This is a genomic window from Flavobacterium anhuiense (assembly GCF_004151235.1).
Lineage (GTDB): Bacteria > Bacteroidota > Bacteroidia > Flavobacteriales > Flavobacteriaceae > Flavobacterium > Flavobacterium anhuiense_A.
The window spans coordinates 1-22,688 of the sequence record NZ_JUIV01000023.1 but is presented as its reverse complement, the minus strand read 5'-3'; the positions used below and the strand labels follow the sequence as shown (position 1 = coordinate 22,688).

Genomic DNA, 22,688 nt, shown 5'->3' with positions numbered 1-22,688 from the left:
TTAAGCAAGTAAGACTGTAGATGTTTTGTAAGTGTTTTGTTTTTAGTATTTTACAAGGTGTTAGGAAGAAGGATTTCTTTTTTGATTTTTTATTTAGTAAGACGGGTTTCTTCCATTTTATAACCGTAGGTTTTTAAAAACTAAATTAAAGTGGTTACCTAAAAGTAAGTGAATTTGGAAATTAGAAATATTATTTCAGTCTTCAATTTTTTTTGTAGCAATTCAAAAAAGCTGTGCTAACATTGTGGGGCTAAGCTTCTGCGTGGTTTTGAAAATATTGAAAATGCACCTGAAAGACAAAACCCTGCAGATCTTTAGATCAGCAGGGTTTTCTGTAAATTTTGGCTTTATTTTGTAAACTTCTAAAAGTCTAATTTAAAGCTCTCAGCGGAGAAAGAGGGATTCGAACCCCCGGACCTGTTACAGTCAACAGTTTTCAAGACTGCCGCATTCGACCGCTCTGCCATTTCTCCAATATGTCGCTCTCATTACCTGATTGCGGGTGCAAATATAAGACGGTTTTTCGGTTATAAAAACTTTTTTCGGACTTTTTTTTGAAGTTTTTTGAGATAATTTTCAAGTGTCTAATTATCAGTATTTCCGAAAGAGATGTTTTTGAAAAAATTAATCTAAATCGTCTAAAATTGGCGTTGGTTTTTTATGTTCGTCGACAGCAACAAACGAAAAAGTTCCTGAAACTACCGTTTCGCGAAGTTCAGAATACATTTGTTCCATAAAAATATCGACGTGGATTTTACAGCTAGTTCTTCCAACGCTGTCCACTTTTGCTACTAATTCGATTAATGTTCCCGCAGGAATTGCTTTTTTGAAATCAATTTGTCCTGTCGAAATCGTAACTACTTTTTTACGGCTAAAACGCGTAGCACAGATAAAAGCAACTTCATCCATTAAGTGAAGCGCGGTTCCTCCAAATAAAGTATCATAATGATTGGTTGTGCTAGGAAAAACGGCTTTAAAAATACGAGTTTCTGATTTTTGAATTCTTTCTTCTACTGTTCCCATATTAGTAATTAACGTATTCTGTAATTTCAAGTCCATATCCAATCATACCCACTCTTTTTGTTTGCTCTGTATTCGAAACCAATCTGATTTTTGAAATATCCAAATCATGAAGAATTTGAGCTCCAATTCCGTAATCTTTACTGTCAATAATAACTTTCGGCGCTTTTAGAGTTCCGTTAGCTTGTAATGATTTAAGCTCAGAAATTCTGTTTAAAAGATTAACAGCAGTCATGTCTTGATTGATAAAGATAACAGCACCTTTTCCATTTTCATTAATCACTTTAAACATATCGTCTAATTGCTGTTCAGCATTATTAGTCAATGTGCCTAATAAGTCATTATTTACTTGAGAAGAGTGAATTCTGGTCAAAATTGGTTCGCCGAGATTCCAAGTTCCTTTCGTTAAAGCGATATGAATTTGTTTGTTGGTAGTTTGTTCGTAGGCTCTTAAACGGAAAGTTCCAAAACGAGTTTCGATGTCGAAATCTTCTTTTTTTACGATTAAGCTATCGTGCTGCATTCTATACGCAACCAAATCTTCGATAGAAACTAATTTTAAATCAAATTTTTTAGCCACTTTAACCAATTCTGGCAAACGAGACATCGTTCCATCCTCGTTTAAAATTTCGCAGATTACACCAGCAGGTTTAAATCCAGCTAGACGTGCAAAATCAATCGCAGCTTCAGTATGTCCAGTTCTTCTCAAAACACCACCTTGTTTGGCAATTAAAGGGAAAATATGGCCAGGACGAGCTAAATCGTGAGGTTTTGTATTTGGATCAACTAATGATTGGACTGTTTTTGCTCTGTCAGAAGCAGAAATTCCAGTTGTAACGCCTTGTCCTTTTAAATCAACAGAAACAGTAAAAGCAGTTTCCATGTGATCCGTATTGTTGGTCACCATTGCGCGAAGATCTAATTCTTTACATCGGCTTTCTGTCAGTGGCGTACAAATTAAGCCACGTCCGTGAGTAGCCATGAAATTAATCATCTCTGGTGTTACTTTTTCGGCAGCAGCCAGAAAATCGCCTTCATTTTCACGATCTTCATCATCGACTACAATGATTATTTTACCTTGACGAATATCTTCAATAGCTTCCTCAATGGTATTCAATTGTATTTTTGTTGTTGACATAATTATTTTTGCTTTTGAGCAGGTAAAAACCGCTCAGAGATTTTCTGAATTAGTTGTGAAATAGGAGTTGTAATCGCATCAAAATTAATTAATCCATTATCGTTTGTAGCGCGATAGGTTAATAAAACTGCTAGCGGAGAGAGGACAAAAGACGACATCCATGATCCCATAAATGGAGTCATACCGCCTTCTTGAGATAGCCTTTTCCCGAATGTATTGATGAAATGGAAAGTAATAAAGATTAAAACGGCAAATACAATTGGAAGCCCAAGTCCTCCTTTTCTAATAATAGCGCCAAGTGGAGCTCCAATAAAGAACATTAAGAAACAAGCAAAAGCAATAACGAATTTCTCGTATAAGGCATTATAGTGTTTGTTGATTTCTCGTTCCTTATCTTTTAAATCTTTCTGCGTAGTTTCTATAGAATAAATATTGCTGGTGATATTGCTTCCAGCCATTTTTAAAATATCAACTTTATCTTTGTTAGAATAAATAGACAAAACATCGTTTGGTATAGGTTTCTTCTTGATGTTTTTTTGAGTATTTCCAGGGAATCTTTTAATTCCAACTCGCTGATTAATGTTCTCAGAAAAAGAAACAATTTCGTTATCTAAATTTTTGTTCAATGAATCTAAAGTATAGCGTAGCTCATTAACATTCAGCATTCCATTTGTTCCTGCAATACTTTCTTTGCTATCATCAACTTTGTTTAGTTCAGATAAATCGATATTGATAATCTGGGTTTTAAATTTTCCTTTTATAAAAGGCATTTTGGCGCGATCCTCATATTTTTTTGGAGTAACGTCTTGATAGTAATAACCGTCATTTAAGACCAGTTTTAAAATGCTAGATTTCTCATTGCTGACAAGTTCACCAGTTTTAGCTTTAATTACGGTTTTGTTTTCACCCATATTATTCGCTTTCTCATGAATTGTCACGCCGGTTAAATGATTGCCGTTTTCTCCAGTTTTTTTGTTTACCTTAATGTTGTAAGTGCCAACATCGTTAAACTGTCCTTCTGCAATAGCCATAGCTGGCTTAGCTTGAGCAATGTTTTTTCTAAAGTTGACAAACTTATATTCGGCATAAGGAATCACATTGTTGGCAAACCAAAAAGCAACAATACTTAAAACGAAAATAAAAATAATCAGTACTCTCATTGCTCTTTGCAGGGAGATTCCTGAAGATTTCATCGCTGCGAACTCATAATTTTCTGCCAAATTTCCGAAAGTCATAATGGATGCCAGTAAAACCGATAATGGAAGTACAAGCGGAATAATACGTGGCATAGAAAAAAGCAGGAATTTCACGACCAATATTAAGTCGAGATCTTTACCTGCTAGTTCTGAAATAAATAGCCATACTGTTTGCAGTATGAATATGAAAAATAAGATTACAAATACCGTGGTAAATGTAAGTAAGAATGTTTTTAATAAGTATTTGTCTAGAATTTTCAACCTTCTGATTAATCTAATTTATTGATGTAGTATTTCGGGTATTTACTCGCTACAAAGGTAAATTGATTTTTTGATAATGGCTGATTGGTTTTAAAAGAATTAACGGTTAAAGTTGTTTTTGTTCCGTTTTTTCCTGTTTCAATCAAATTGTAAATGTGTTTTGTCTGAACGTCAACACCTAACAAAATTTCTTTTCTTTGGTCTTTTCCACTAGTTGGAACTAATTTGATATATTGAATTTTTCTTCCTTTTACATTCTGAACAATGTCCATGTTGTATTTGTAGCCAGAATTGAAGAAGGTAAGCATTTTTGAAGGAGTGATTGCATTATCATCTTTCTCGTTTACTTTAGAAATAGTAACTTCTTCGTCTTCAGGAACAATAGTGTATGTTTTCTGGCCGTCAAAGATTTTAGTAACGCCCATAAAATTCAAAACATATTGATTTCCTTTCATTGTTACGTTTCCTTTACTGTCTTGATTGATGTTTTCTTTGGCATTATTCAAAGAATATTTAAAATCGATAACAATATTGTCGTAGCTTTTTATTTTAGAAGTTACTTCGTTCAATAAATCTTTCGCTTTTTTATCTTGAGCCTGAATAGAAGTGAAGCTCAAAAGCAATATAATTGCCATTTGAAAACACTTTTTAGTCATGTTTGTGATAGAATTGTTGTTGATTTCTTGAATTTTTGCTTTCATGATTGGATTAATTTTGTTCATTATTAAAAAATTGATCAAGAGCATTTAAATCTAAGATGTTTACACTGCGTGCTTTACTGCCTTCAAACGGACCAACAATACCTGCTGCCTCAAGTTGGTCGATCAAACGACCCGCTCTGTTGTATCCTAATTTTAATTTTCGTTGCAATAAAGAAGCAGAACCTTGCTGTGCATTGACAATTATCTCTGCCGCTTCTCTAAATAAAGTATCTCTTTCGGAAATATCTATATCAAGATTGATGCCACTTTCTTCTCCAACAAACTCTGGAAGCAAATAAGCTGTGGCATATGCTTTTTGTCCTCCAATAAAATCCGTAATTTTTTCTACCTCAGGAGTGTCAATGAAAGCACATTGCACACGAATTACATCGTTTCCATTCGTGTATAATAAATCTCCGCGTCCAATCAGCTGATCGGCTCCCTGAGTGTCCAAAATGGTTCTAGAGTCAATTTTTGAAGTTACTCTAAACGCAATTCTGGCAGGGAAATTGGCTTTGATTAAACCTGTTATAACGTTTACAGACGGTCTTTGTGTTGCAATAATTAAGTGGATACCAATAGCACGGGCTAATTGAGCCAAACGGGCAATCGGAACTTCAACTTCTTTTCCTGCAGTCATAATCAAATCGGCGAACTCATCGACAACTAAAACGATGTAAGGTAAAAATCGGTGCCCAGCTTCTGGATTTAATTTTCTAGACTTAAATTTTTCGTTGTATTCTTTAATATTACGAACCATCGCATCTTTTAGTAAAGAATAACGATTATCCATCTCCACACAAAGTGAGTTCAGAGTATTGACAACTTTAGCATTATCGGTAATAATAGCATCTTCTGTGTCAGGAAGTTTAGCTAGATAATGTCTTTCAATTTTATTGAAAAGCGTAAGCTCTACTTTTTTCGGATCGACCAAAACAAATTTGACTTCAGCTGGATGTTTTTTGTATAAAAGAGAAGTTAAAACGGCATTTAGTCCAACAGATTTTCCTTGTCCTGTTGCTCCAGCCATCAATAAGTGAGGCATTTTGGCAAGATCGACAACAAAAGTTTCGTTAGAAATAGTTTTTCCTAATGCAATTGGCAATTCCATTTCAGCTTCTTGGAACTTTGCCGCTCCAATAACACTTTTCATAGAAACCATAGTTGGGTTTTTGTTTGGAACCTCAATACCGATAGTACCTTTTCCTGGAATTGGCGCAATAATACGAATTCCTAGTGCTGATAATGACAGAGCAATATCGTCTTCTAAACTCTTAATTTTAGAAATTCTGATTCCTGCTTCTGGCACAATTTCATATAAAGTAACCGATGGTCCAACGGTTGCTTTAATCTGTGCAATTTCAATTTTGTAGTTTCGAAGTGTGTCTACAATTCTGTTTTTATTTTCTTCTAATTCTTCCTGATTAATTGTAATTCCGCCAGTCGAATATTCTTTTAATAAATCGATGGTTGGGAATTTATAATTGGATAAATCCAAAGTCGGATCAAATAATCCGAAATCGGCAACTAGGCGTGAAGCTAAGTTTTCTTCGAGAATATCTTCTTCTTCCGCTTTTTCTATTACGAAAGCTTCATCAGGAGAAACTAATGGCAATTCTTGTTTTGGAGCAATTGGCTTTAAAACCGGATTTAATTCAATTTCTGAAGCGTGAGAAATGGTTGGTTTTAAAGCTTCTTTATTAAGTTCAAACTGAGTGTCAACAGTCTTGATATGGATATTGTCCAATTCAGGATCTTCTTCTTCCTGTTTTTCTTCTACGACGGCAAATTCTTCTAAATTGTAAGCGCTTTCAGGCTGGTTTGCTGCTGGCTTTAAAGTGTCAAATTCTGATTTGAATTCTTTTTTAGTAGAATCAAAATACGATTGGATTTTTTCTGGAGATAATTTGATTTTGAAAATCAAATAGACAATCAAACCAAAAAGCAATGTAAGCAGAGTACCTGTTTTTCCGATGTAGTCTTGAAGGAATAAATTTAATTCGTAACCAATTGTCCCTCCTAATTCTGGTGCAGAAGTAGCAAAGAAACCAAATAGTACAGAAACAATTATAATGGCAAAAATATCCCAGAACCAAGTGTTTTTAAGCTTTTGAGTCGAAAGTTCCAGCGCTAAAAACATCCCGGTAAGGAAAAATAAACGTACGAAAATGAAAGAGGCAAGTCCAAAGCCTCTATAGATAATCAGATCGGCAAGATAAGCACCGAATTTTCCGAGCCAATTCTCTGCCACTTCAGAACGATCACCAAGCTGGTTTACAATACTTTGGTCGTTTTGCCATTGTCCGTTAACATAAAAAGAAATAAATGCGACTAATAATGCAATAGAAAAAAGAACCAAAAGACATCCTAAAACAAATTTTTGTTGTTTGGATATCTTAAATGATCTTTTATTTCCTTCTTGTTTATCGTTTTTTTTATCTACAGTTTCTTTTTTATTTTTTGCCATTCTTGCTTTTTCCTTTGCCTAAGTAAATTTTGGAATATAAATAATCAAGCCTATTGCGATTGCAGTCATTGCGGCAAAAAATACCGCTCCAGCAGCAATATCTTTAATAAATCCGATTCGTTTGCTGTAATCAGGATGGATAAAATCGGCAATTTTTTCAACTGCTGTATTTAATCCTTCAATTGCTAAAACTAAACCGATTGCCAAGGTCTGACAAAGCCATTCGGTTTGTGAAATATGAAAATAAAAACCTAAAATAGTCATTATGATTCCCAATGAAAATTGAACCATAATGCTGTGTTCTGTTTTAATTAATTTTACAGCGCCGTTAAAAGCATATGTCATGCTCTTTAAACGGCCTGTAACAAATGTATTATCTTTTTGAAACTCCATTTATAGGAAAATATTATAGTGCTGCTAAAGCTGCTTCGTAATTTGGTTCATTTGCAATTTCTGCAACTTGTTCTGTGTGAACAACTTTTCCGTTAGCATCAACAACAATGATTGCTCTTGAGTGTAAACCTTTTAATGGTCCATCAACAATTTCTAAACCGTTTGCTTTACCAAAAGCACCTTCTTGAAAATCAGATAAGTTTACAACGTTTTCTAAACCTTCAGCACCACAGAAACGTTTTTGAGCGAATGGCAAGTCTCTAGAAATGCATAAAACGGTAGTGTTTTCTAATCCGCTTGCACTTGCATTGAATTTTCTAACAGATGCTGCACAAGTTCCTGTATCAACACTTGGGAAAATATTTAAAACTAATTTTTTACCAGCGAAATTGCTTAAAGTAGCAACAGATAAATCGTTTTGTACTAAACTGAAGTCAGCTAATTGCGATCCAACTGCTGGTAATTCGCCTGATGTATGAACTGGATTTCCTCCTAATGTGATAGATGCCATGATTTTTGTTTAAAATTAATGAGGCTCAAAAGTAAGGATTAATATTTGAATCTAAAAGTATTTGTTATGGGTTTAAGGAGAGATTAAGATTGGTTTTGGGTGGCCACGAATTCATGAATTTATCTAATAATTTTAGATTTATTGCTGTTGTCAGGCTGAGCGGAGTCGAAGCCCGAGTACGGAGTTGCGCAATATAAATAGTTAGTCTTTGTAGAATTACTTTACGTGGGCTTCGACTTCGCTCAGCCTGACAAAGATGGGGTCAACAGAGAGATTGAAAACGGCCACTGAGACTATAAACTAAAAAAAAAGCGTCCCTAAATTAGAAACGCTTTCTCAGCTTTGTTTTTTTATTTATTCTTGGGAGGAAGCCGATTTACTTATCGATTGAGCCTAAAACACGTTTCATAAACGTATTTAGAGCTTCTTTTTTGTCTGTTCCTTGAGCAACCAATTTTTGTACTTCAAGGGCACCGTACATATTTGAAATCAATTCACCGATTACATCTAATTCTTCGTCTTTTAGAGAAGGAATTTCCGTCATCGCTTCTAGAACTTCGATCGTTTCAATGATATAATCCTGATCGTTTTCTTCAATGAATTGCGTTAAATGCTTAATTACTGGTAATTTCATAATTTAGACTTCTTAGATTTTTAGACATTCTTAGACTTCATAGACCTTTTTAGTTTGTAGACAACTTCTAAGAAGTCTAAAAATCTAAGCCAGTCTAATATCTAAATTTATGCAATTGCGTTTACAAGATCGATTAAAACTTCTTGTTTGTTAGTTTGCGTTTCGCCAACCAATTGTCCGTTTACGAAAGTTGCAAATGTTGGCAAGTTACTCACATTAGCTAATTTTCTAGACTCAGGAGAATTTTCTGCATCAACCAAAACAAAAGTGATAGCTTCATTTTCTGTTGCTAATTTTTTGAATTTTGGTTTCATAATACGGCAATTTCCACACCATGAAGCTGAATATTGCACCACTACTTTTTCGTTTTTAGCAACTAAATCTGCTAACGTATCTTCGTTTAAGTCGATTAACATAATTTTATTTTTTAGACACTAAGTTGCTAAGGTTCTAAGATGCTAAGTTTGCTCTAGAACCGAATAACTTTGTGTGGATTTATTTTGATTTTTTTAAGTCATTGAGATTCTAAGATCTAAGTTTGATCTTAGAATCTCTTGACTTTTATTGTAGAATTGTATTTAAGATTCAAAAGTTAAGTTTAAAAACTTAGCAACTTAGAACCTTAGTATCTTAGCAGCTTAATTAGCGCTTAAGTATTCAGCAGTACTGATTCTGTCAGCAGACATTGCTTCTTTACCAGCTTCCCAGTTTGCTGGACAAACTTCACCTTTAGTTTGGATGTGAGTGTAAGCGTCAACCATTCTTAAGTATTCGTTTACGTTACGTCCTAATGGCATATCGTTTACGCTTTCGTGGAAAATTTTTCCAGTTTCGTCAATTAGGTAAGTAGCTCTGTAAGTTACGTTTGAACCTTCGATGATAACTGAGTCTGTATCTTCACTGTAGCTTGTAGATTCGATATCAAGAATACCTAAAATGTTAGCTAAATTACGGTTTGTATCAGCTAAGATTGGGTAAGTAACACCTTCGATTCCACCATTGTTTTTTGGAGTGTTTAACCAAGCAAAGTGAACTTCGTTTGTGTCGCAAGAAGCACCAATTACGATAGTATTTCTTTTTTCGAATTCTGGTAATGCAGCTTGAAAGGCGTGTAATTCAGTTGGACATACAAAAGTAAAATCTTTTGGGTACCAAAATAAAAGTACTTTTTTATTGTTGTTTACTGCTTCTTCAAAAATGTTGATTTTTAAATTGTCACCCATTTCTGAGATAGCATCTACTGCAATACTTGGGAATTTTTTTCCTACTAAAGACATAATATTCGTTTTACGTTAAAAATTTATTTGGTGCAAAAGTAGGGTATAAGTACAGGTTCTTACAATAAGATGTGATTATAAAAATTTATAAGTTGATAAATTTTGACTATTTTATGTTTTAACTTATTGAATGTCAATATTTACTGGTAAAACGCCATTGAAAATATTTTTTTCTAAAAATTGAACTCCCGCTGTTTTTTGAAATTCTTCAAAATCCTGATACGCTTCAATTAATCCTGAAGCTTTTTTCAAGTTAGGAATTAAAGGCAATGCGTATGGATTTCCGAAAACAAAAACAATGCATTTTTTGGTCTGCAATAATTCAGAAAGCAATTCTAAAACTTCGTTGTCAATTTCGAAATTATTCAGCGGTTTTGCTTTTGGAACAAACAATGAAATAATAATCGTTTCAAAATTTTCTAATTCTTTTTTGATTGTCGAAATATCCGAAACTTCTAAATTTTCAAAAGCGAATTCTGGAGAATCGAGTTTTGTATTTAAAGTTTTGAAGAATGTATTTTCAGTATTTTTATATAAACTCAGTTTGGCTAATTTGTTGTTTTTCTGAGCTTCAAAAGCCAATTCTGAACTTGCGTTGTCTATAAGTTTGGTAATCGCATTTTGAGCAATTTCTAAGTTTATTTTTGATGTTTTTTCGAAATTTAATTCACCTGAAGCAGAAATGTTTCCAGAAAGAACTCCGACTTTTTCTTTGGCTTTCATAATTCTGTTGTAGCTTTCGAAAATACGGTCTGGCGAAGCGTTTTTATAAATCGCTTCAATTCCCTCAGGAACATTTTCGGCGAAACATAAAATATCATTTCCAGCGTTGAAAGCTTCCCATTCTAATTGACCTTTTGTTTCGTATAATTTAGAAACGCTGTGCATATTTAGAGCATCAGAAATTACCAAACCATCATAACCTAATTTATCACGTAAAAGATCTTGAATAACTGCTTTTGACAAGGTTGCTGAGATATCTTTTCCGTCATTTAAACTCGGAACCGATAAATGTCCGATCATGATCGAATCGACATTGTTTTCAATTCCTTTAATGAATGGATATAATTCGTTATCTAATAATTCTTCCAAAGTTTGTTTTAAAACAGGCAATCCTAAATGCGAATCGACATTAGTATTTCCGTGTCCAGGGAAGTGTTTTAGACAGCCTAAAACGCCAACTTCTGACATTCCTTTTAAATATTCGATAGCAAAATCGGCTACTTTTTGTTTGTTTTCACCAAAAGAACGGTATCCAATAACAGGATTATTTGGATTATTGTTGATGTCTGCCAAAGGCGATAAATTGTACTGAATTCCTGCCGCTTTTAAATCCAATCCAATTTGTTTTCCAGTTTCGTAAACCAAATTGGCTTTGTTTTCTGGCAAAGCGCCAAGGGTAATAGCATACGGATATTGCGGTGTTTTTTCAATGCGCATTGCCAATCCCCATTCTGCATCAATACTGATTAAAAGTGGAGTAGAAGCAGCTTTTTGATAACGCACGATCAAAGCTTTGATTTTATCATAGCTGTCATCGTTAAAAACTACTTTTTTCTTGCTTTCGTAATTCGTTGCGGCGCTCGCACGGCTGTGAAAAAAGGTCAGTCCGCCAATATTATGTTCTTTTATAAGGCGTTCGGTTTCTTGAATATTTTCTTCGGTATCGTTTATGAATACTGCTGGAAAGAAAAATTGTCCTATTTTTTGTCGTAATGCTTCGGCTGTGATTTTCATTATTATAAAGTCTTTTTCATGCAAACACTATTATCCATTTTTTCGTAAGGCGGATAATTGGGAATTATGGTATAATTTAATTTTTGATATAAGTTAATCGCTTCTGGCTGATTTTTTCCCGTTTCTAAAATAGTATAAGTATAACCTACTTCTTTTGCCCAGATTTCAAGTGCTGCTAAAATGGCAGAAGCGATTCCTTTTTTTCTATGATCGGGATGAACGTACATTCGTTTAATTTCTGTCGTATCTGGTTCTTTTTCGCGAAAAGCGCCACAACCAACTGGAATTCCGTTTTCATAATACACGATTGTGTGTTTTATTTTATCGGTTTTATTAAACTGATTGTAAAACGCATGATCTTCGCCATCTCGAATCGCTAAATCTTGGTCTAATAAAATAACCAGATTTATAAAATCGATATCGTCTGAATTAGTGCGTTTTAAATTACTCATTTCGTTTTTTACCATTAAGATATGAAGTTCATAAAGTTTGGCTTAAATTACTTAATCTCTTATATGGTTAAAGAAAATTAAGCTTTCTTTAAATTCATTTACTTTAATTTTGCCTTTTTCTGTTTAGCCAATTGTTTTTTGGTTTCAATAGCTTTTTCCAATCGGTTTTTAAAACGGAAAAGTTTTGGCAATCCTTCCAATCGGTCTTCAATTGTGATAATTTCGTAAACCACAATTGCTTTTTCTAAAACCCGGATTTCATTGTCCAGATCGTTTTCGTTTTTGTAGATCGTTGCTAATCGATCGTAAGGATGATTTCCTTTAAAGCCTTCTGCAACATTTTCTTCATACAACTCAATCGCTTTTTCAAGATTTCCGTTTTTTTCGAACTCTGATCCTTTCAGATTTCGTTCGTTCTGCAAATTCTCATTGATTTCCATAGGTTAAAGTTTGATTTGGGATTAAACTTCTTCTGATTTCTTCCCAAAATCTTTTGGGAATATTAAAAAACGTGATAAAATAAGACCTGGAATTGTAGCTATTAAAACCCAAATAAAGAAGTTTCCGTAGCCTAAATATTTTTGAATGTAGCCACTTAACATTCCTGGCAGCATCATTCCCATTGCCATAAATCCTGTTGCCAATGCATAATGTGCCGTTTTTGATTCTCCTTCGGCAACATGGATTAAATACATCATAAATGCCGTAAAACCAAAACCATAACCAAATTGTTCTAAAATAACGACGATATAAATGTAATAAATTGATGTTGGGTGAAAAAATGCTAATAGAATAAAACCAATAATTGGCAAATGCATCGCTAAAAACATTGGAAACATCCATTTGGTAAGGCCATGTCGTGAAATGGCAATTCCTCCCAAAATTCCCCCTAAAGTCAATGCGGCAACTCCAAATGTTCCGTAAATAATTCCAACGGCTTCGGTGTCTAATCCCATTCCTCCAAGTTCTTTAGAATCTAATAAAAAAGGACTTAACATTTTTAGCAATTGTGATTCTCCTAATCTGAAAACTAAAACAAAGGCAAGAATTAATCCGATTTGTTTTTTCTTGAAGAAATTGATAAATATGGTTCCAAAGTTTTGATGCGATGTTTCTTTACTGCTCTCTACAACATTAATTTCATTTTTTGGCGTAAAAATAAAATTGTAAGCGGTAATAAATGTCATCAATAAACCAACGCAAATCATGGTATACGACCAAGCTTTTGTATTGTCTCCAAATTTATGTTCTAAATATCCAGCAAAAAGAACCACCAATCCGTTTCCTGCGAGCATTGAAAGCCTGTAGAAAGTGCTTCTGATTCCGATAAAGAAAGACTGTTTGTCTTCTGGCAAAACCAATAAATAAAAGCCGTCAGTAGCAATATCGTTAGATGCCGAAGCGAAAGCGGCAACCCAAAATATGGCCAAAGACATGATGAAAAATCCATTTGTTGGAATTACAAATCCGACCAGCAAAAAGGAAATCGAAATTATTAACTGCATCAATAAAAACCATTTTCTTTTGGTTCCGATCAATTCAATAAGCGGACTCCAAAGCGGTTTTACAACCCAGGGAAGATATAATAAACTGGTATAAACTCCGATGTCTTCATTTGAAATTCCTAGATTTTTGTACATAATTACCGAAACCGAAATAATTATGGCATACGGTAATCCAGATGCAAAATTAAGAAGCGGAATCCAGAACCAAGGTTTATTATCTGTTTTCATTAGGTTGATTTGGTGTATAGTTTTTAAATGTTTTTTTTAAGTCTATAGCAGTTGGGGTACTTTCGTTGGCATAATAATCAATAAAAGTTACCGCGCAGGCTTTGTAAAGATTTAGTTTTCCGGCCGCAATAGCAAAAGTGATTTTTCCGTCAACTTCTTTTACAGTAACTTTTTCGATGATTTTTGTAGCATCGTTAATATCGATTTTCGAAACATGTTCGCCTCCATAAACCACCATATAGCGAACCTTTGTATTTAGCGGGCTTTGGAATGTAAAGTTATATTTAATGCTGTCTTTACTGTACTCCAAAACTTTTGGGGTATCGATAATAACATGTTTTAAATTAGGAACCGCTGCAGGAAGTGCAGGATATTTATATTGATTTTCTTCTAAATGACGAACTACATCGAAATTTTTGCCCATAAACCATTTTGAACTGAAATAAGCGCTTCCAGAAACATTTTTAAAGGTTCTTAGAAAATCAATTTGAGTTGGAATTTCTGTCATATAATTCCAGCTTTTATCACCGTCGGCTCTAATTTTGTATGTCGCGTGTCCGATGTAAATAGCAGTATTAGGATTAGCGTTTTCAGACCACCATTTTACCAGTTTAGAATAAGAAGCTCTGGTATTGTTCATGCTCCAATACAATTGAGGCAAGATATAATCGATCCAGTTCTGGTCCATCCATAACATCGGATCTGCGTATAAATCGTCGTAGTTAGAAGTAGATTGGGTTTCAGAACCTCTCGGATCTTGAGATTTATTTCGCCAAACTCCAAACGGACTAATTCCGAATTGAACCCACGGTTTACTTTCTTTTATAGTTACCGAAATTGAATGCACAAAGTTGCTCACATTTGCACGGCGCCAATCTGCAAGGCTTAAACCTGCACCATATTTTTTGTATGAAGCCGCATCATTAAAAACTTTTCCTGGAACAGCATACGGATAAAAATAGTCATCAAAATGAATCGCGTCGATATCATATTTGTCAACGACTTCTTTTACGACTTTTGTTAAATGCGCCTGAACTTCTGGCAAAGCAGGATCATAATAATATTTCCCGCCGTATTCGATCATCCATTCTGGATGTTTAAAAAGATCGTGTCCCGGACTTAAAAGATTTTTGTTTAAATCGAAAGTCGCGCGATAAGGATTTAACCAAGCGTGAAATTCGAATCCGCGGTTGTGAGCCTGTTCAATCATCCAAGCTAAAGTATCATAATAAGGATTTGGAGCCAAACCTTCTTTTCCTGTCAAAAATCGTGACCAAGGCGCAAATTCTGAAGGATAAATAGCATCTCCAACGCTTCTAATTTGGACAATTACAGCGTTATAATTTAGTTTTTTATACGTTTCTAAAATTTCAAGATAATCAGCTTTTTCTTTTTCTACGTTGTCTGTTGCTGTTTTTGGCCAATCAATGTTTACAACTGTTGCAATCCAGACACCTCTAAACTCGTTTTTTGGATGCATTGTTTTTTCCTGTGAAAAAGATTTCCATCCAAAGAAAAATAAAAATATAATAGAGTATAATAAGTGCTGATTTTTATGCATTTCAATCTTTTTAAACAAAAACCAAAAATAGTTTTTTTAACTGATTATAATTAATAACGCTGGTTTTTTTCCGCCACGAATTCACGAATTTTATTTTCCACAAAGTATTAAAAAAATAATTCGTGAATTCGTGGCTATTTTTATAGCCACAGATTAAAAGGATTATTTGGATTAATCTTTTTAATTCTTTTAATCTATGGTAAACTTATTTTTTAATCTGGAAAAGAAATTTTTCCCATTGTTACGGACGGAATTCCTTTTTGTGAACCAAAATTATAATTACCGCCTGCAACAGTTTCATTAGCTAGAACGGCAAATAAAACCGCTTCTTTTGCATCGCCTGAAATTCCTAGAACGTCGCTTTTTTCAAATTTGCAGGGTAATAATTCCTGCAACCACTTCACCATTAACGGATTTCTCGCGCCACCGCCAGACATATAAACCTTAAACTCTTCGATTGGAGTTTTAGTATTTTCTACAACAAACAAAACCGCTTCGGCAATCGTTTCTGCGCTCAAACGTGTTAAAGTGGCCAGCAAATCTGGTGCCGAAATATTCTGTAATCCTAATTTTACCAAAGCCGAATTCACAAAATCATGATTAAATAATTCCTGACCAATGGTTTTAGGAAAACTTTGTTTAAAAAAAGCATCACTTTTTAATTCGCTTAAAAATTCCTGATTTACAGTGCCTCTTTTAGCGATTTCAGCATCTTTATCGAAGCTTTTTTCAGGAAAAAATTGTTTAGTGAAAATATCGATTAAAGTATTGGCTGTTCCAGTATCAGTTACAAAAACCTCTTCAGCATTTTGTGAAGCAGGCAAATAAGTGAAATTGGCAATTCCGCCCATGTTGAGCATAATTCGGTTTTCGCCCTTTTTGCTGAATAACAAATAATCTCCGTAAACGGCCAAAGGCGCGCCTTCGCCACCCGCAGCAACGTGTTTTTGTCTGAAATCTGAAAGTGTAATAATTCCAGTTTTTACCGCAATATGATCGCCGTCGCCAATTTGCAGAGTAGCATTTGGAAATTTTTCCTGCTGATGTAAAAACTTCGGAGCATGCAGAACCGTTTGTCCGTGCGAAGCAATCAAATCGACTTCCGATGCGGGAATATTCCATTTAGCAAGACAATCGTTTATCATTCCAGCGTGCAAATCTGCAATCCATTCATTTAATAAAACCAAATGCTGAAAATCGATTGTTTTCTGAGCAAATACCTTCCTGATTTCGGTTTTAATATCGTCGTTGTAGTCAACGGTTTCAAATTCTTGGATTTTTACAATCGTATTTTCGCCTTCGCCCGAAACTTCGCAAAGCGCCAAATCGAGTCCATCAAGAGAAGTTCCTGACATTAAACCTAATATTTTTCGAGTCTCTTTTTGAGCAATTTCGTAGAGAGCTTTTATATTTTTATTCATTTAAAATGAGATTTTTTAGAAGTCATTTATTGATAACGCTAAAATGGGATTATTTCAGATATAAATTTAGAAAATTGTGAGATTTTTGTTTTTGAAAGGAAAATTTAAAATTTGTATTGTTTTTCCTTTTATTTTATAATTCCTTTGGAATGTATTTGAATAAAGCAAAGATATTTATGAAAGCAACTTTAACTTATCTCTTTCAATTTTTGTATTGGGTTTGGTTTGTGTATTTTTTCTTTTACATTATAGGAGAGATTTTTAAACTTGCTCAGTCTCCAGTAGGTGAAGGAATTGTTTTTATGGGTGTCTCAACTTTTGTTTTGTTTTTTATCGGACTTGTTCTGTATTTGTTTGCACTTACTTTTGAGATTCTAAACAAGATGAATAAATTTTTAAAAGCAGGATCTCTTGTTTTTTGTGTTCTTTTAATTGTGGTGTTTTTTATTTTTATGCGAAATAATGGTGATTTGAAAGTTTATTACTAAATAAAAAACAAAAACCTCGAGTTAAAACCTCGAGGTTCTTCATTTTAAATTCTACTCCAACTCCAAATAAGGATTTAAAGTTTCTGCTAATTCATTGAGCCAGTAAAAGCTGTCTCTTAATTTGATGATTTCGCTTTGAAATGTTTCATGTTCGCTCAAAACACATAAAGCGAGTGTAAAATTTACTTGCCTTAATGTTTTTGCCATTTCAACAGGATCGATTCTGTCGTTGAAGAAATTCAAAAGTTTGATTTCGGTTTCTTTGGAAAGAGTGTTGTTAATCATATTCCTAAATTTTAGAATAATAACCCTAGGAAGTGCAATTATTTACTTATTTCACTTCTTTGGACAAGTTTATATTAGTTTATTCTTTGTGTTTAGGACTGTAAAGATATCAAAAAATACTGCAAAATAAGAAAAAGATTACGTTTTTAGAATTCACAAAGTAAAGTTACAGGATATTTTTCTTCGCGAAATATTTTCATATGATTATCAAGATCAGAAAATATGTTTTCAAATCTGTCAAAAGAAGATTCATAACCATAGCTTCCATCTTTTTTGAAACTTTCTTTAATTTTAAGTTTACCAACAACTTCAAATTTATCTTTAAAAGAAATAATATCTCTGTGTGTTACTAAACGATAGGAAAGTCCAAATAAGAAATTATCTTGATTAGCATATTCCCAAATTTCATCTACATTCGGCTGTTGTTCTAAAATAGTTTTCCAATCATAAGATGAGGGAATTTTTCTGCCAGAAATGAAACAAGATTTTAAATTTTCAACGGTTGGTTTGTTTTTGCCCTTGTATGTTGTCGTAGCTAAATCATATGTACACTGTCCCCTTTGTTGTGTAACTTTTGCACAAATTACAGCATAATAATTATTGTCTGAAAGTTGGAAAGTTAACAAATCATTTGGCTGAAAATATAGATTTTTAATAATCCTGTATTTTTTTCTTTTCCTAATTTTTAAATTTGGCAGACTTATCTTCTTTAAAAGTTTATCAAGTTCTTTTTGTCTTTTTTTACCTTCATTGGCATCGCATTCCTCGGTCCAGATTTTTACGCCAATTTTTAGTTCAATTACTCGCTTTACTTCTTCAAGAATTTCTTCGGTTAATTCACCAATTTCCCAAAAAGCAAGTGCATAAGAGGTTACAAATATTTCGTGATAGAAATCGGTATTGTCGCCGTAATCTTCTATAATAAAAGGAACTTCTTTTTTAATGGTTTCTATAGTTGCGTCGCTGTCATATAAATCCATTATTGATTCGTAAGTATCTCGAGCTAAATCACCATCGATTATTTTTACGCCGTCTGTTGCCATTGTATATTTGGAATTATTTTAAAAGAATGTCAGGCTAAATATAAAAAGTTTTGGATATTTGTTTTTAATTATGATCGAAAAAATCTTAACAGACTACATTAAATTTATCAGAAGTTTCGAAGCTTTATTAAAAGATAAATACAAACAAGACATAAATCCATGTTCGTTTTCTCGAACCTTTTTTGAAAGAATAGGATCGATTGACGGAATTGAATATTATTTTCATGGAAGTGGCTGTACTGCTAAAAAAGATGGTGTTATTTATACTTATGATATTTCAATAAACGAAATTACTTTCACGCAATGGGATCTCACAGAACTTATTAGAACTCATCCCGAATATCAAAAATTAAATTATAGTGAAGATTATATCGAATTTGAACTTTATCAATTTATAATTAAAGGAATTTTAGAATGGCTAACTTTTGAAAGAATTGAAGGAAAAGCTTTTGGATGTGTCTTTAAATGTTATAGAGTTGTAGAAGAATCGTATTTTACTAATAAAATTTAAAAAGGATTTTCTCCTCTTTTAGCTCTTTCTACTTTATTATCAACTAGACTTTTTATAGTGACATTACTTAGAAGTGTAATCCAATTGTATTTTTCGCTATAAGGAGACGCTTGATAAATTGTAGGATTATCACCTTCGTCTAAATAAATAAACAAAAAACTATATGTAGAGTATACATCAATAGCATAAAAGGGACGCGAAATAGTTCTTTCATTATCTAATAAATCTTGTCTTACAGATTCTTGTAATTCTTGTTGATTTTTATTTGCTCCATAATCACATACATAGCAATAATTACCCGCTAAAAATAACAACTCTTTCAGGGCTTTTGGAAAAGGATTTCCATTATTCCAGTTTTGTTCTAATAACTCTATTTCATTTAAATTTACACCTTCTATTTCTAAATTTATTAAAACTCCATAATTTATTGGATTATCTTTTAATTTATTTAAAAATTGTATTTCCATATTTTATGATTCAAATATTTCGTTAAAAATATAAAACTTATTCATTATAAAAGTGAGTCTAAGAAAATTATTTAAGAATGCTTCTAGTGAATCCCGATAGCGCGGATTTGCAATCCGTGCTATCGTTACTGGTGTCAAATGAATGTAAGTTCCGAAGCCTTCGACTTCGCTCAGGGTGACAATAGGAGTAGAATTCCAAAAAAGGAAATCCCAAATTCCAACTCCAAAACGATTCCAAAGAAAACCTTTGTCACTTTGTAACTCTGGACCTTTGAACCTAAAAAAATCCCTATTTTTGTATTTCAAAAAGAAAGCAAGAATGTTACTACTTAAAGATTTAGAGCAATTAGCCAGCGAACTCGAAGGCACACTTTTATACGATGATCTTCATAAAACACTTTATTCGACAGATGCATCGGTGTATCGGATTCGGCCAAATGCGGTGGCTTTGCCTAAATCTACAGCAGATATCAGCAGATTAATTCGCTTTGCGGCAGAACATAATATTTCGATTACGCCAAGAACTGCTGGAACTTCATTGGCAGGACAAGCTGTTGGCGACGGCCTTGTGGTGGATGTTTCGAAACATTTTACCAAAATATTAGGTTATGATGCCGAGAAAAAAACGGTTACCGTTCAGCCAGGTGTTATTCGCGATGAATTGAATTTATATTTAAAACCTCACGGTGTATTTTTTGCGCCTATTACATCCACTTCAAACCGTGCGATGATTGGCGGAATGGTGGGAAATAATTCATCTGGAACAACTTCGATTCGATACGGTGTGACGCGCGATAAAATTGCTGAGGTAAAAGCGATTTTGAGTGACGGAACGGAAGTTGCTTTTGGCGAATTGACTTCGGCGGAATTTATTGAGAAAACCAAAGGTGATTCTTTAGAAAATAAAATTTACAAAAGCGTTTACGACGAACTTTCGGTAAAAGAAAGTCAGGAAGAAATTATAAAAGAGTTTCCGAAACCGGAAATTCACAGACGAAATACAGGTTACGCGGTTGATATTCTGTTAAGATCAGAATTGTTTGGCGGAACTGAACCTACAATAAACCTTGGAAAACTGCTTTGCGGAAGCGAAGGAACTTTGGCCTTTACAACCGAAGTAACTTTAAAAGTTGACGATTTGCCGCCACCTCACAGCATTATGGTTGTGGCGCATTATCATACGATTCAGGAATCTTTGGAATCTGTTGTCGTGGCAATGAAACATCATTTGTACACTTGCGAAATGATTGACGACACGATTTTGGATTGTACCAAAACAAATCGCGAACATATTAAAAACCGTTTCTTTTTGGTTGGAGAACCAAAAGCGATTATGCTTTTTGAAGTGGCTTCACACACTTTAGAAGATGCCGAAAAACAAGCGGACGCTTTAATTGCCGATTTAGAGAAACATAATTTTGGATACGCCAGCGTTAAATTATTTGGAGCTGATATTGATAAAGCCAATGAATTGAGAAAAGCAGGTCTTGGACTTTTAGGAAGTATTGTAGGCGACGACAAAGCAGCCGATTCGATTGAAGATACAGCGGTAGAATTAAGCGATTTACCAGCGTATATTGCTGAGTTTTCGGCGATGATGTTACGTCACGGACAGGAGGCGATTTATTATGCGCATGCGGGTGCAGGAGAATTGCATTTGCGTCCAGTTTTGAATTTGAAGAAAACATCCGACTTAAAATTATTCAGAACCATTGCGACGGAAGTAGCGCATTTGGTGAAAAAATATAGAGGTTCGCTAAGTGGTGAGCACGGCGACGGAATCGTGCGCGGAGAGTTTATTCCGTTTATGATTGGCGATAAGAATTATGAATTGCTGAAAAGATTAAAATTGACATTTGATCCGAATTCGGTTTTAAATATCGGGAAGATTGTCAATGCCTTAAAAATGGATGAAAATCATCGAGTAATTTCAGGAAGGGTAGAACCGGATATTAAAACGTTTCAGGATTTTTCAGATAGTTTGGGAATTTTGCGTGCAGCTGAAAAATGCAACGGTTCTGGAGATTGTAGAAAAATGCCATCGGCAGGAGGAGCGATGTGTCCGAGTTATCGTGCGACTCGAAATGAGAAAGAAACAACTCGTGCGAGAGCAAACGCTTTACGCGAATATTTGACGTATTCTGAAAAAGAAAATAAATTTGACCAGAAAGAATTATACGAAGTTTTTGAGTTATGCGTAAGCTGTAAAGCCTGTGCTAGTGAATGTCCGAGCAATGTTGACGTTGCAACTCTTAAAGCAGAATTTTTATACCAATACCAAAAAGCAAACGGATTTTCGACTAGAAACAAGATTTTTGCAAACAATGCCAAACTGAATAAAATGGGAAGCAAATTCCCGTCGATAACGAATTTTATTTCGAATCAGTCATTGGTGAAAAAAACAATGGGAATTGCACCGGAAAGACAAGTTCCATTATTAGCGAAAAAGACTTTTAGAAAATGGTATCAAAACAACAAACCTGTAACATCAGATTTTCCAAATGGAAGATTGTATTTGTTTGTTGATGAATTCACGAATTATTACGACGTAAATATCGGAATCGATGCTTTCGAATTATTGACAAAATTAGGTTATCAGGTTTTGGTTGTGGATCATGAAGAAAGCGGAAGAACGTATCTCTCAAAAGGATTTTTGGAAGAAGCAAAGAAAATAGCTAATCACAACGTAAATGTTTTTAAAGATTTGGTTTTAGCAAATGCGCCTTTAATCGGAATTGAACCTTCGGCAATTTTGACTTTTAGAGATGAATATCTTCGTTTAGCCGATGACAAAGAAGCTGCAGAAAAGTTATCTAGAAATGCATTTACAATTGAAGAATTTTTCAAAAAAGAAATCATCGACGGAAAAATTACTTCAGATTCTTTTTCAGAAGAAACTAAAGAAATTAAAATCCACGGACATTGCCACCAGAAATCTTTAAGTTCAGTAGAAGCAACTTTTGCAATGCTGAATCTTCCTAAAAACAATACAGTTACGATTTACAATTCGGGATGCTGCGGAATGGCGGGTTCTTTTGGTTATGAAAAAGAACATTATCAAGTGAGTATGCAAATGGGCGAGGATACGCTTTTTCCAAAAGTGCGTAATACTGCGGAAAATGTAAAAATCGCAGCAGCAGGAACAAGTTGTCGTCATCAAATTTATGATGGGACGAAGCGTGAAGCACAGCATCCGGTTAGTATTTTGAGAAGTTGTCTTAAATTTTAAATTTTAGATTGTAGACTGTAGATTTTAGATTTAGTAAAACTCACAAAGTTTGTCATTTCGACGAAGGAGAAATCTCCGCGAGAAGCTCTACAAAGATTGGATTCTCGTTGCGGAGTTACTTGCGGAGATTTCTCCTTCGTCGAAATTGTAAAAGTTACTTATT

General features: G+C 34.0%; 22 protein-coding genes and 1 tRNA gene. 3 read left to right on the top strand and 20 right to left on the bottom strand.

Annotated features, from left to right (window positions below; translation table 11 throughout):
- Positions 1-388: 388 nt before the first annotated feature.
- From NU08_RS20115 to NU08_RS20035, 17 genes are all read right to left on the bottom strand, one after another.
- A tRNA-Ser gene (locus tag NU08_RS20115) sits at positions 389-473 on the bottom strand.
- Between the two features lie 151 nt (positions 474-624).
- Positions 625-1,023: an acyl-CoA thioesterase gene (locus NU08_RS20110; RefSeq protein WP_095931760.1), complete on the bottom strand. Its 399-nt coding sequence runs from the start codon at positions 1,021-1,023 to the stop codon at positions 625-627.
- Position 1,024: 1 nt separating this feature from the next.
- Positions 1,025-2,158, bottom strand: coding sequence for a 3,4-dihydroxy-2-butanone-4-phosphate synthase (gene ribB / locus NU08_RS20105; RefSeq protein WP_165352491.1), 1,134 nt, complete (start codon positions 2,156-2,158; stop codon positions 1,025-1,027).
- Between the two features lie 2 nt (positions 2,159-2,160).
- Positions 2,161-3,615, bottom strand: a complete 1,455-nt coding sequence (locus NU08_RS20100) for an LptF/LptG family permease (RefSeq protein WP_129748846.1) — start codon at positions 3,613-3,615, stop codon at positions 2,161-2,163.
- An 8-nt stretch (positions 3,616-3,623) separates the two neighbouring features.
- Positions 3,624-4,316, bottom strand: coding sequence for a LolA family protein (locus tag NU08_RS20095; RefSeq protein ID WP_111377989.1), 693 nt, complete (start codon positions 4,314-4,316; stop codon positions 3,624-3,626).
- Between the two features lie 7 nt (positions 4,317-4,323).
- On the bottom strand, positions 4,324-6,783 hold the full coding sequence (locus tag NU08_RS20090; protein WP_129748845.1) for a DNA translocase FtsK: 2,460 nt from the start codon (positions 6,781-6,783) through the stop codon (positions 4,324-4,326).
- An 18-nt stretch (positions 6,784-6,801) separates the two neighbouring features.
- Positions 6,802-7,176 (bottom strand): diacylglycerol kinase family protein, encoded by a 375-nt coding sequence (locus NU08_RS20085; protein ID WP_129748844.1) that lies wholly within the window; start codon positions 7,174-7,176, stop codon positions 6,802-6,804.
- A gap of 13 nt (positions 7,177-7,189) precedes the next feature.
- Positions 7,190-7,687, bottom strand: coding sequence for a thiol peroxidase (tpx, locus tag NU08_RS20080; RefSeq protein WP_129748843.1), 498 nt, complete (start codon positions 7,685-7,687; stop codon positions 7,190-7,192).
- 376 nt (positions 7,688-8,063) lie between these two features.
- Positions 8,064-8,321 (bottom strand): DUF6952 family protein, encoded by a 258-nt coding sequence (locus tag NU08_RS20075; RefSeq protein WP_008462029.1) that lies wholly within the window; start codon positions 8,319-8,321, stop codon positions 8,064-8,066.
- A gap of 107 nt (positions 8,322-8,428) precedes the next feature.
- Entirely contained in the window at positions 8,429-8,737 is a 309-nt protein-coding gene (locus tag NU08_RS20070; RefSeq protein ID WP_007805605.1) for a thioredoxin family protein, read from the bottom strand.
- A gap of 222 nt (positions 8,738-8,959) precedes the next feature.
- The gene (locus NU08_RS20065) at positions 8,960-9,598 is read right to left on the bottom strand and encodes a peroxiredoxin (protein ID WP_012024184.1); all 639 of its coding nucleotides are present in this window, start codon (positions 9,596-9,598) and stop codon (positions 8,960-8,962) included.
- Positions 9,599-9,721: 123 nt separating this feature from the next.
- Positions 9,722-11,335, bottom strand: a complete 1,614-nt coding sequence (locus NU08_RS20060) for a glycoside hydrolase family 3 protein (RefSeq protein ID WP_129748842.1) — start codon at positions 11,333-11,335, stop codon at positions 9,722-9,724.
- 2 nt (positions 11,336-11,337) lie between these two features.
- Entirely contained in the window at positions 11,338-11,787 is a 450-nt protein-coding gene (locus tag NU08_RS20055; RefSeq protein ID WP_129748841.1) for a GNAT family N-acetyltransferase, read from the bottom strand.
- Between the two features lie 98 nt (positions 11,788-11,885).
- Positions 11,886-12,227 (bottom strand): hypothetical protein, encoded by a 342-nt coding sequence (locus tag NU08_RS20050; RefSeq protein ID WP_091131146.1) that lies wholly within the window; start codon positions 12,225-12,227, stop codon positions 11,886-11,888.
- 21 nt (positions 12,228-12,248) lie between these two features.
- Positions 12,249-13,520, bottom strand: a complete 1,272-nt coding sequence (locus NU08_RS20045; protein WP_129748840.1) for an MFS transporter — start codon at positions 13,518-13,520, stop codon at positions 12,249-12,251.
- Positions 13,507-15,081 (bottom strand): glycoside hydrolase family 10 protein, encoded by a 1,575-nt coding sequence (locus NU08_RS20040; RefSeq protein WP_129748839.1) that lies wholly within the window; start codon positions 15,079-15,081, stop codon positions 13,507-13,509. Before NU08_RS20040 ends, NU08_RS20045 begins: the two co-directional genes overlap by 14 nt.
- A gap of 212 nt (positions 15,082-15,293) precedes the next feature.
- The gene (locus NU08_RS20035; protein ID WP_129748838.1) at positions 15,294-16,502 is read right to left on the bottom strand and encodes an anhydro-N-acetylmuramic acid kinase; all 1,209 of its coding nucleotides are present in this window, start codon (positions 16,500-16,502) and stop codon (positions 15,294-15,296) included.
- Between the two features lie 176 nt (positions 16,503-16,678).
- Between NU08_RS20035 and NU08_RS20030 the strand changes: the two genes are divergently transcribed.
- Positions 16,679-16,990 carry a hypothetical protein gene (locus tag NU08_RS20030; protein WP_129748837.1) on the top strand — a complete coding sequence of 104 codons (312 nt, stop codon included), beginning with the start codon at positions 16,679-16,681 and terminating at the stop codon, positions 16,988-16,990.
- A gap of 51 nt (positions 16,991-17,041) precedes the next feature.
- On the opposite strand, the gene NU08_RS20025 is transcribed toward NU08_RS20030, so the two are convergent.
- Together NU08_RS20025 and NU08_RS20020 are read right to left on the bottom strand one after the other, a co-directional pair.
- Positions 17,042-17,275, bottom strand: coding sequence for a hypothetical protein (locus NU08_RS20025; RefSeq protein WP_129748836.1), 234 nt, complete (start codon positions 17,273-17,275; stop codon positions 17,042-17,044).
- A 146-nt stretch (positions 17,276-17,421) separates the two neighbouring features.
- The gene (locus tag NU08_RS20020; RefSeq protein ID WP_129748835.1) at positions 17,422-18,318 is read right to left on the bottom strand and encodes a hypothetical protein; all 897 of its coding nucleotides are present in this window, start codon (positions 18,316-18,318) and stop codon (positions 17,422-17,424) included.
- 70 nt (positions 18,319-18,388) lie between these two features.
- On the opposite strand from NU08_RS20020, the gene NU08_RS20015 reads away from it, so the two are divergent.
- A complete protein-coding gene (locus NU08_RS20015; RefSeq protein WP_129748834.1) occupies positions 18,389-18,829 on the top strand; it encodes a DUF6896 domain-containing protein in 441 nt (146 codons plus the stop codon).
- Here NU08_RS20015 and NU08_RS20010 read toward each other — a convergent pair.
- Positions 18,826-19,296 (bottom strand): hypothetical protein, encoded by a 471-nt coding sequence (locus NU08_RS20010; RefSeq protein WP_129748833.1) that lies wholly within the window; start codon positions 19,294-19,296, stop codon positions 18,826-18,828. The genes NU08_RS20015 and NU08_RS20010 overlap by 4 nt on opposite strands.
- 319 nt (positions 19,297-19,615) lie before the next feature.
- On the opposite strand from NU08_RS20010, the gene NU08_RS20005 reads away from it, so the two are divergent.
- Entirely contained in the window at positions 19,616-22,525 is a 2,910-nt protein-coding gene (locus NU08_RS20005) for an FAD-binding and (Fe-S)-binding domain-containing protein (protein WP_129748832.1), read from the top strand.
- Positions 22,526-22,688 lie beyond the last annotated feature (163 nt).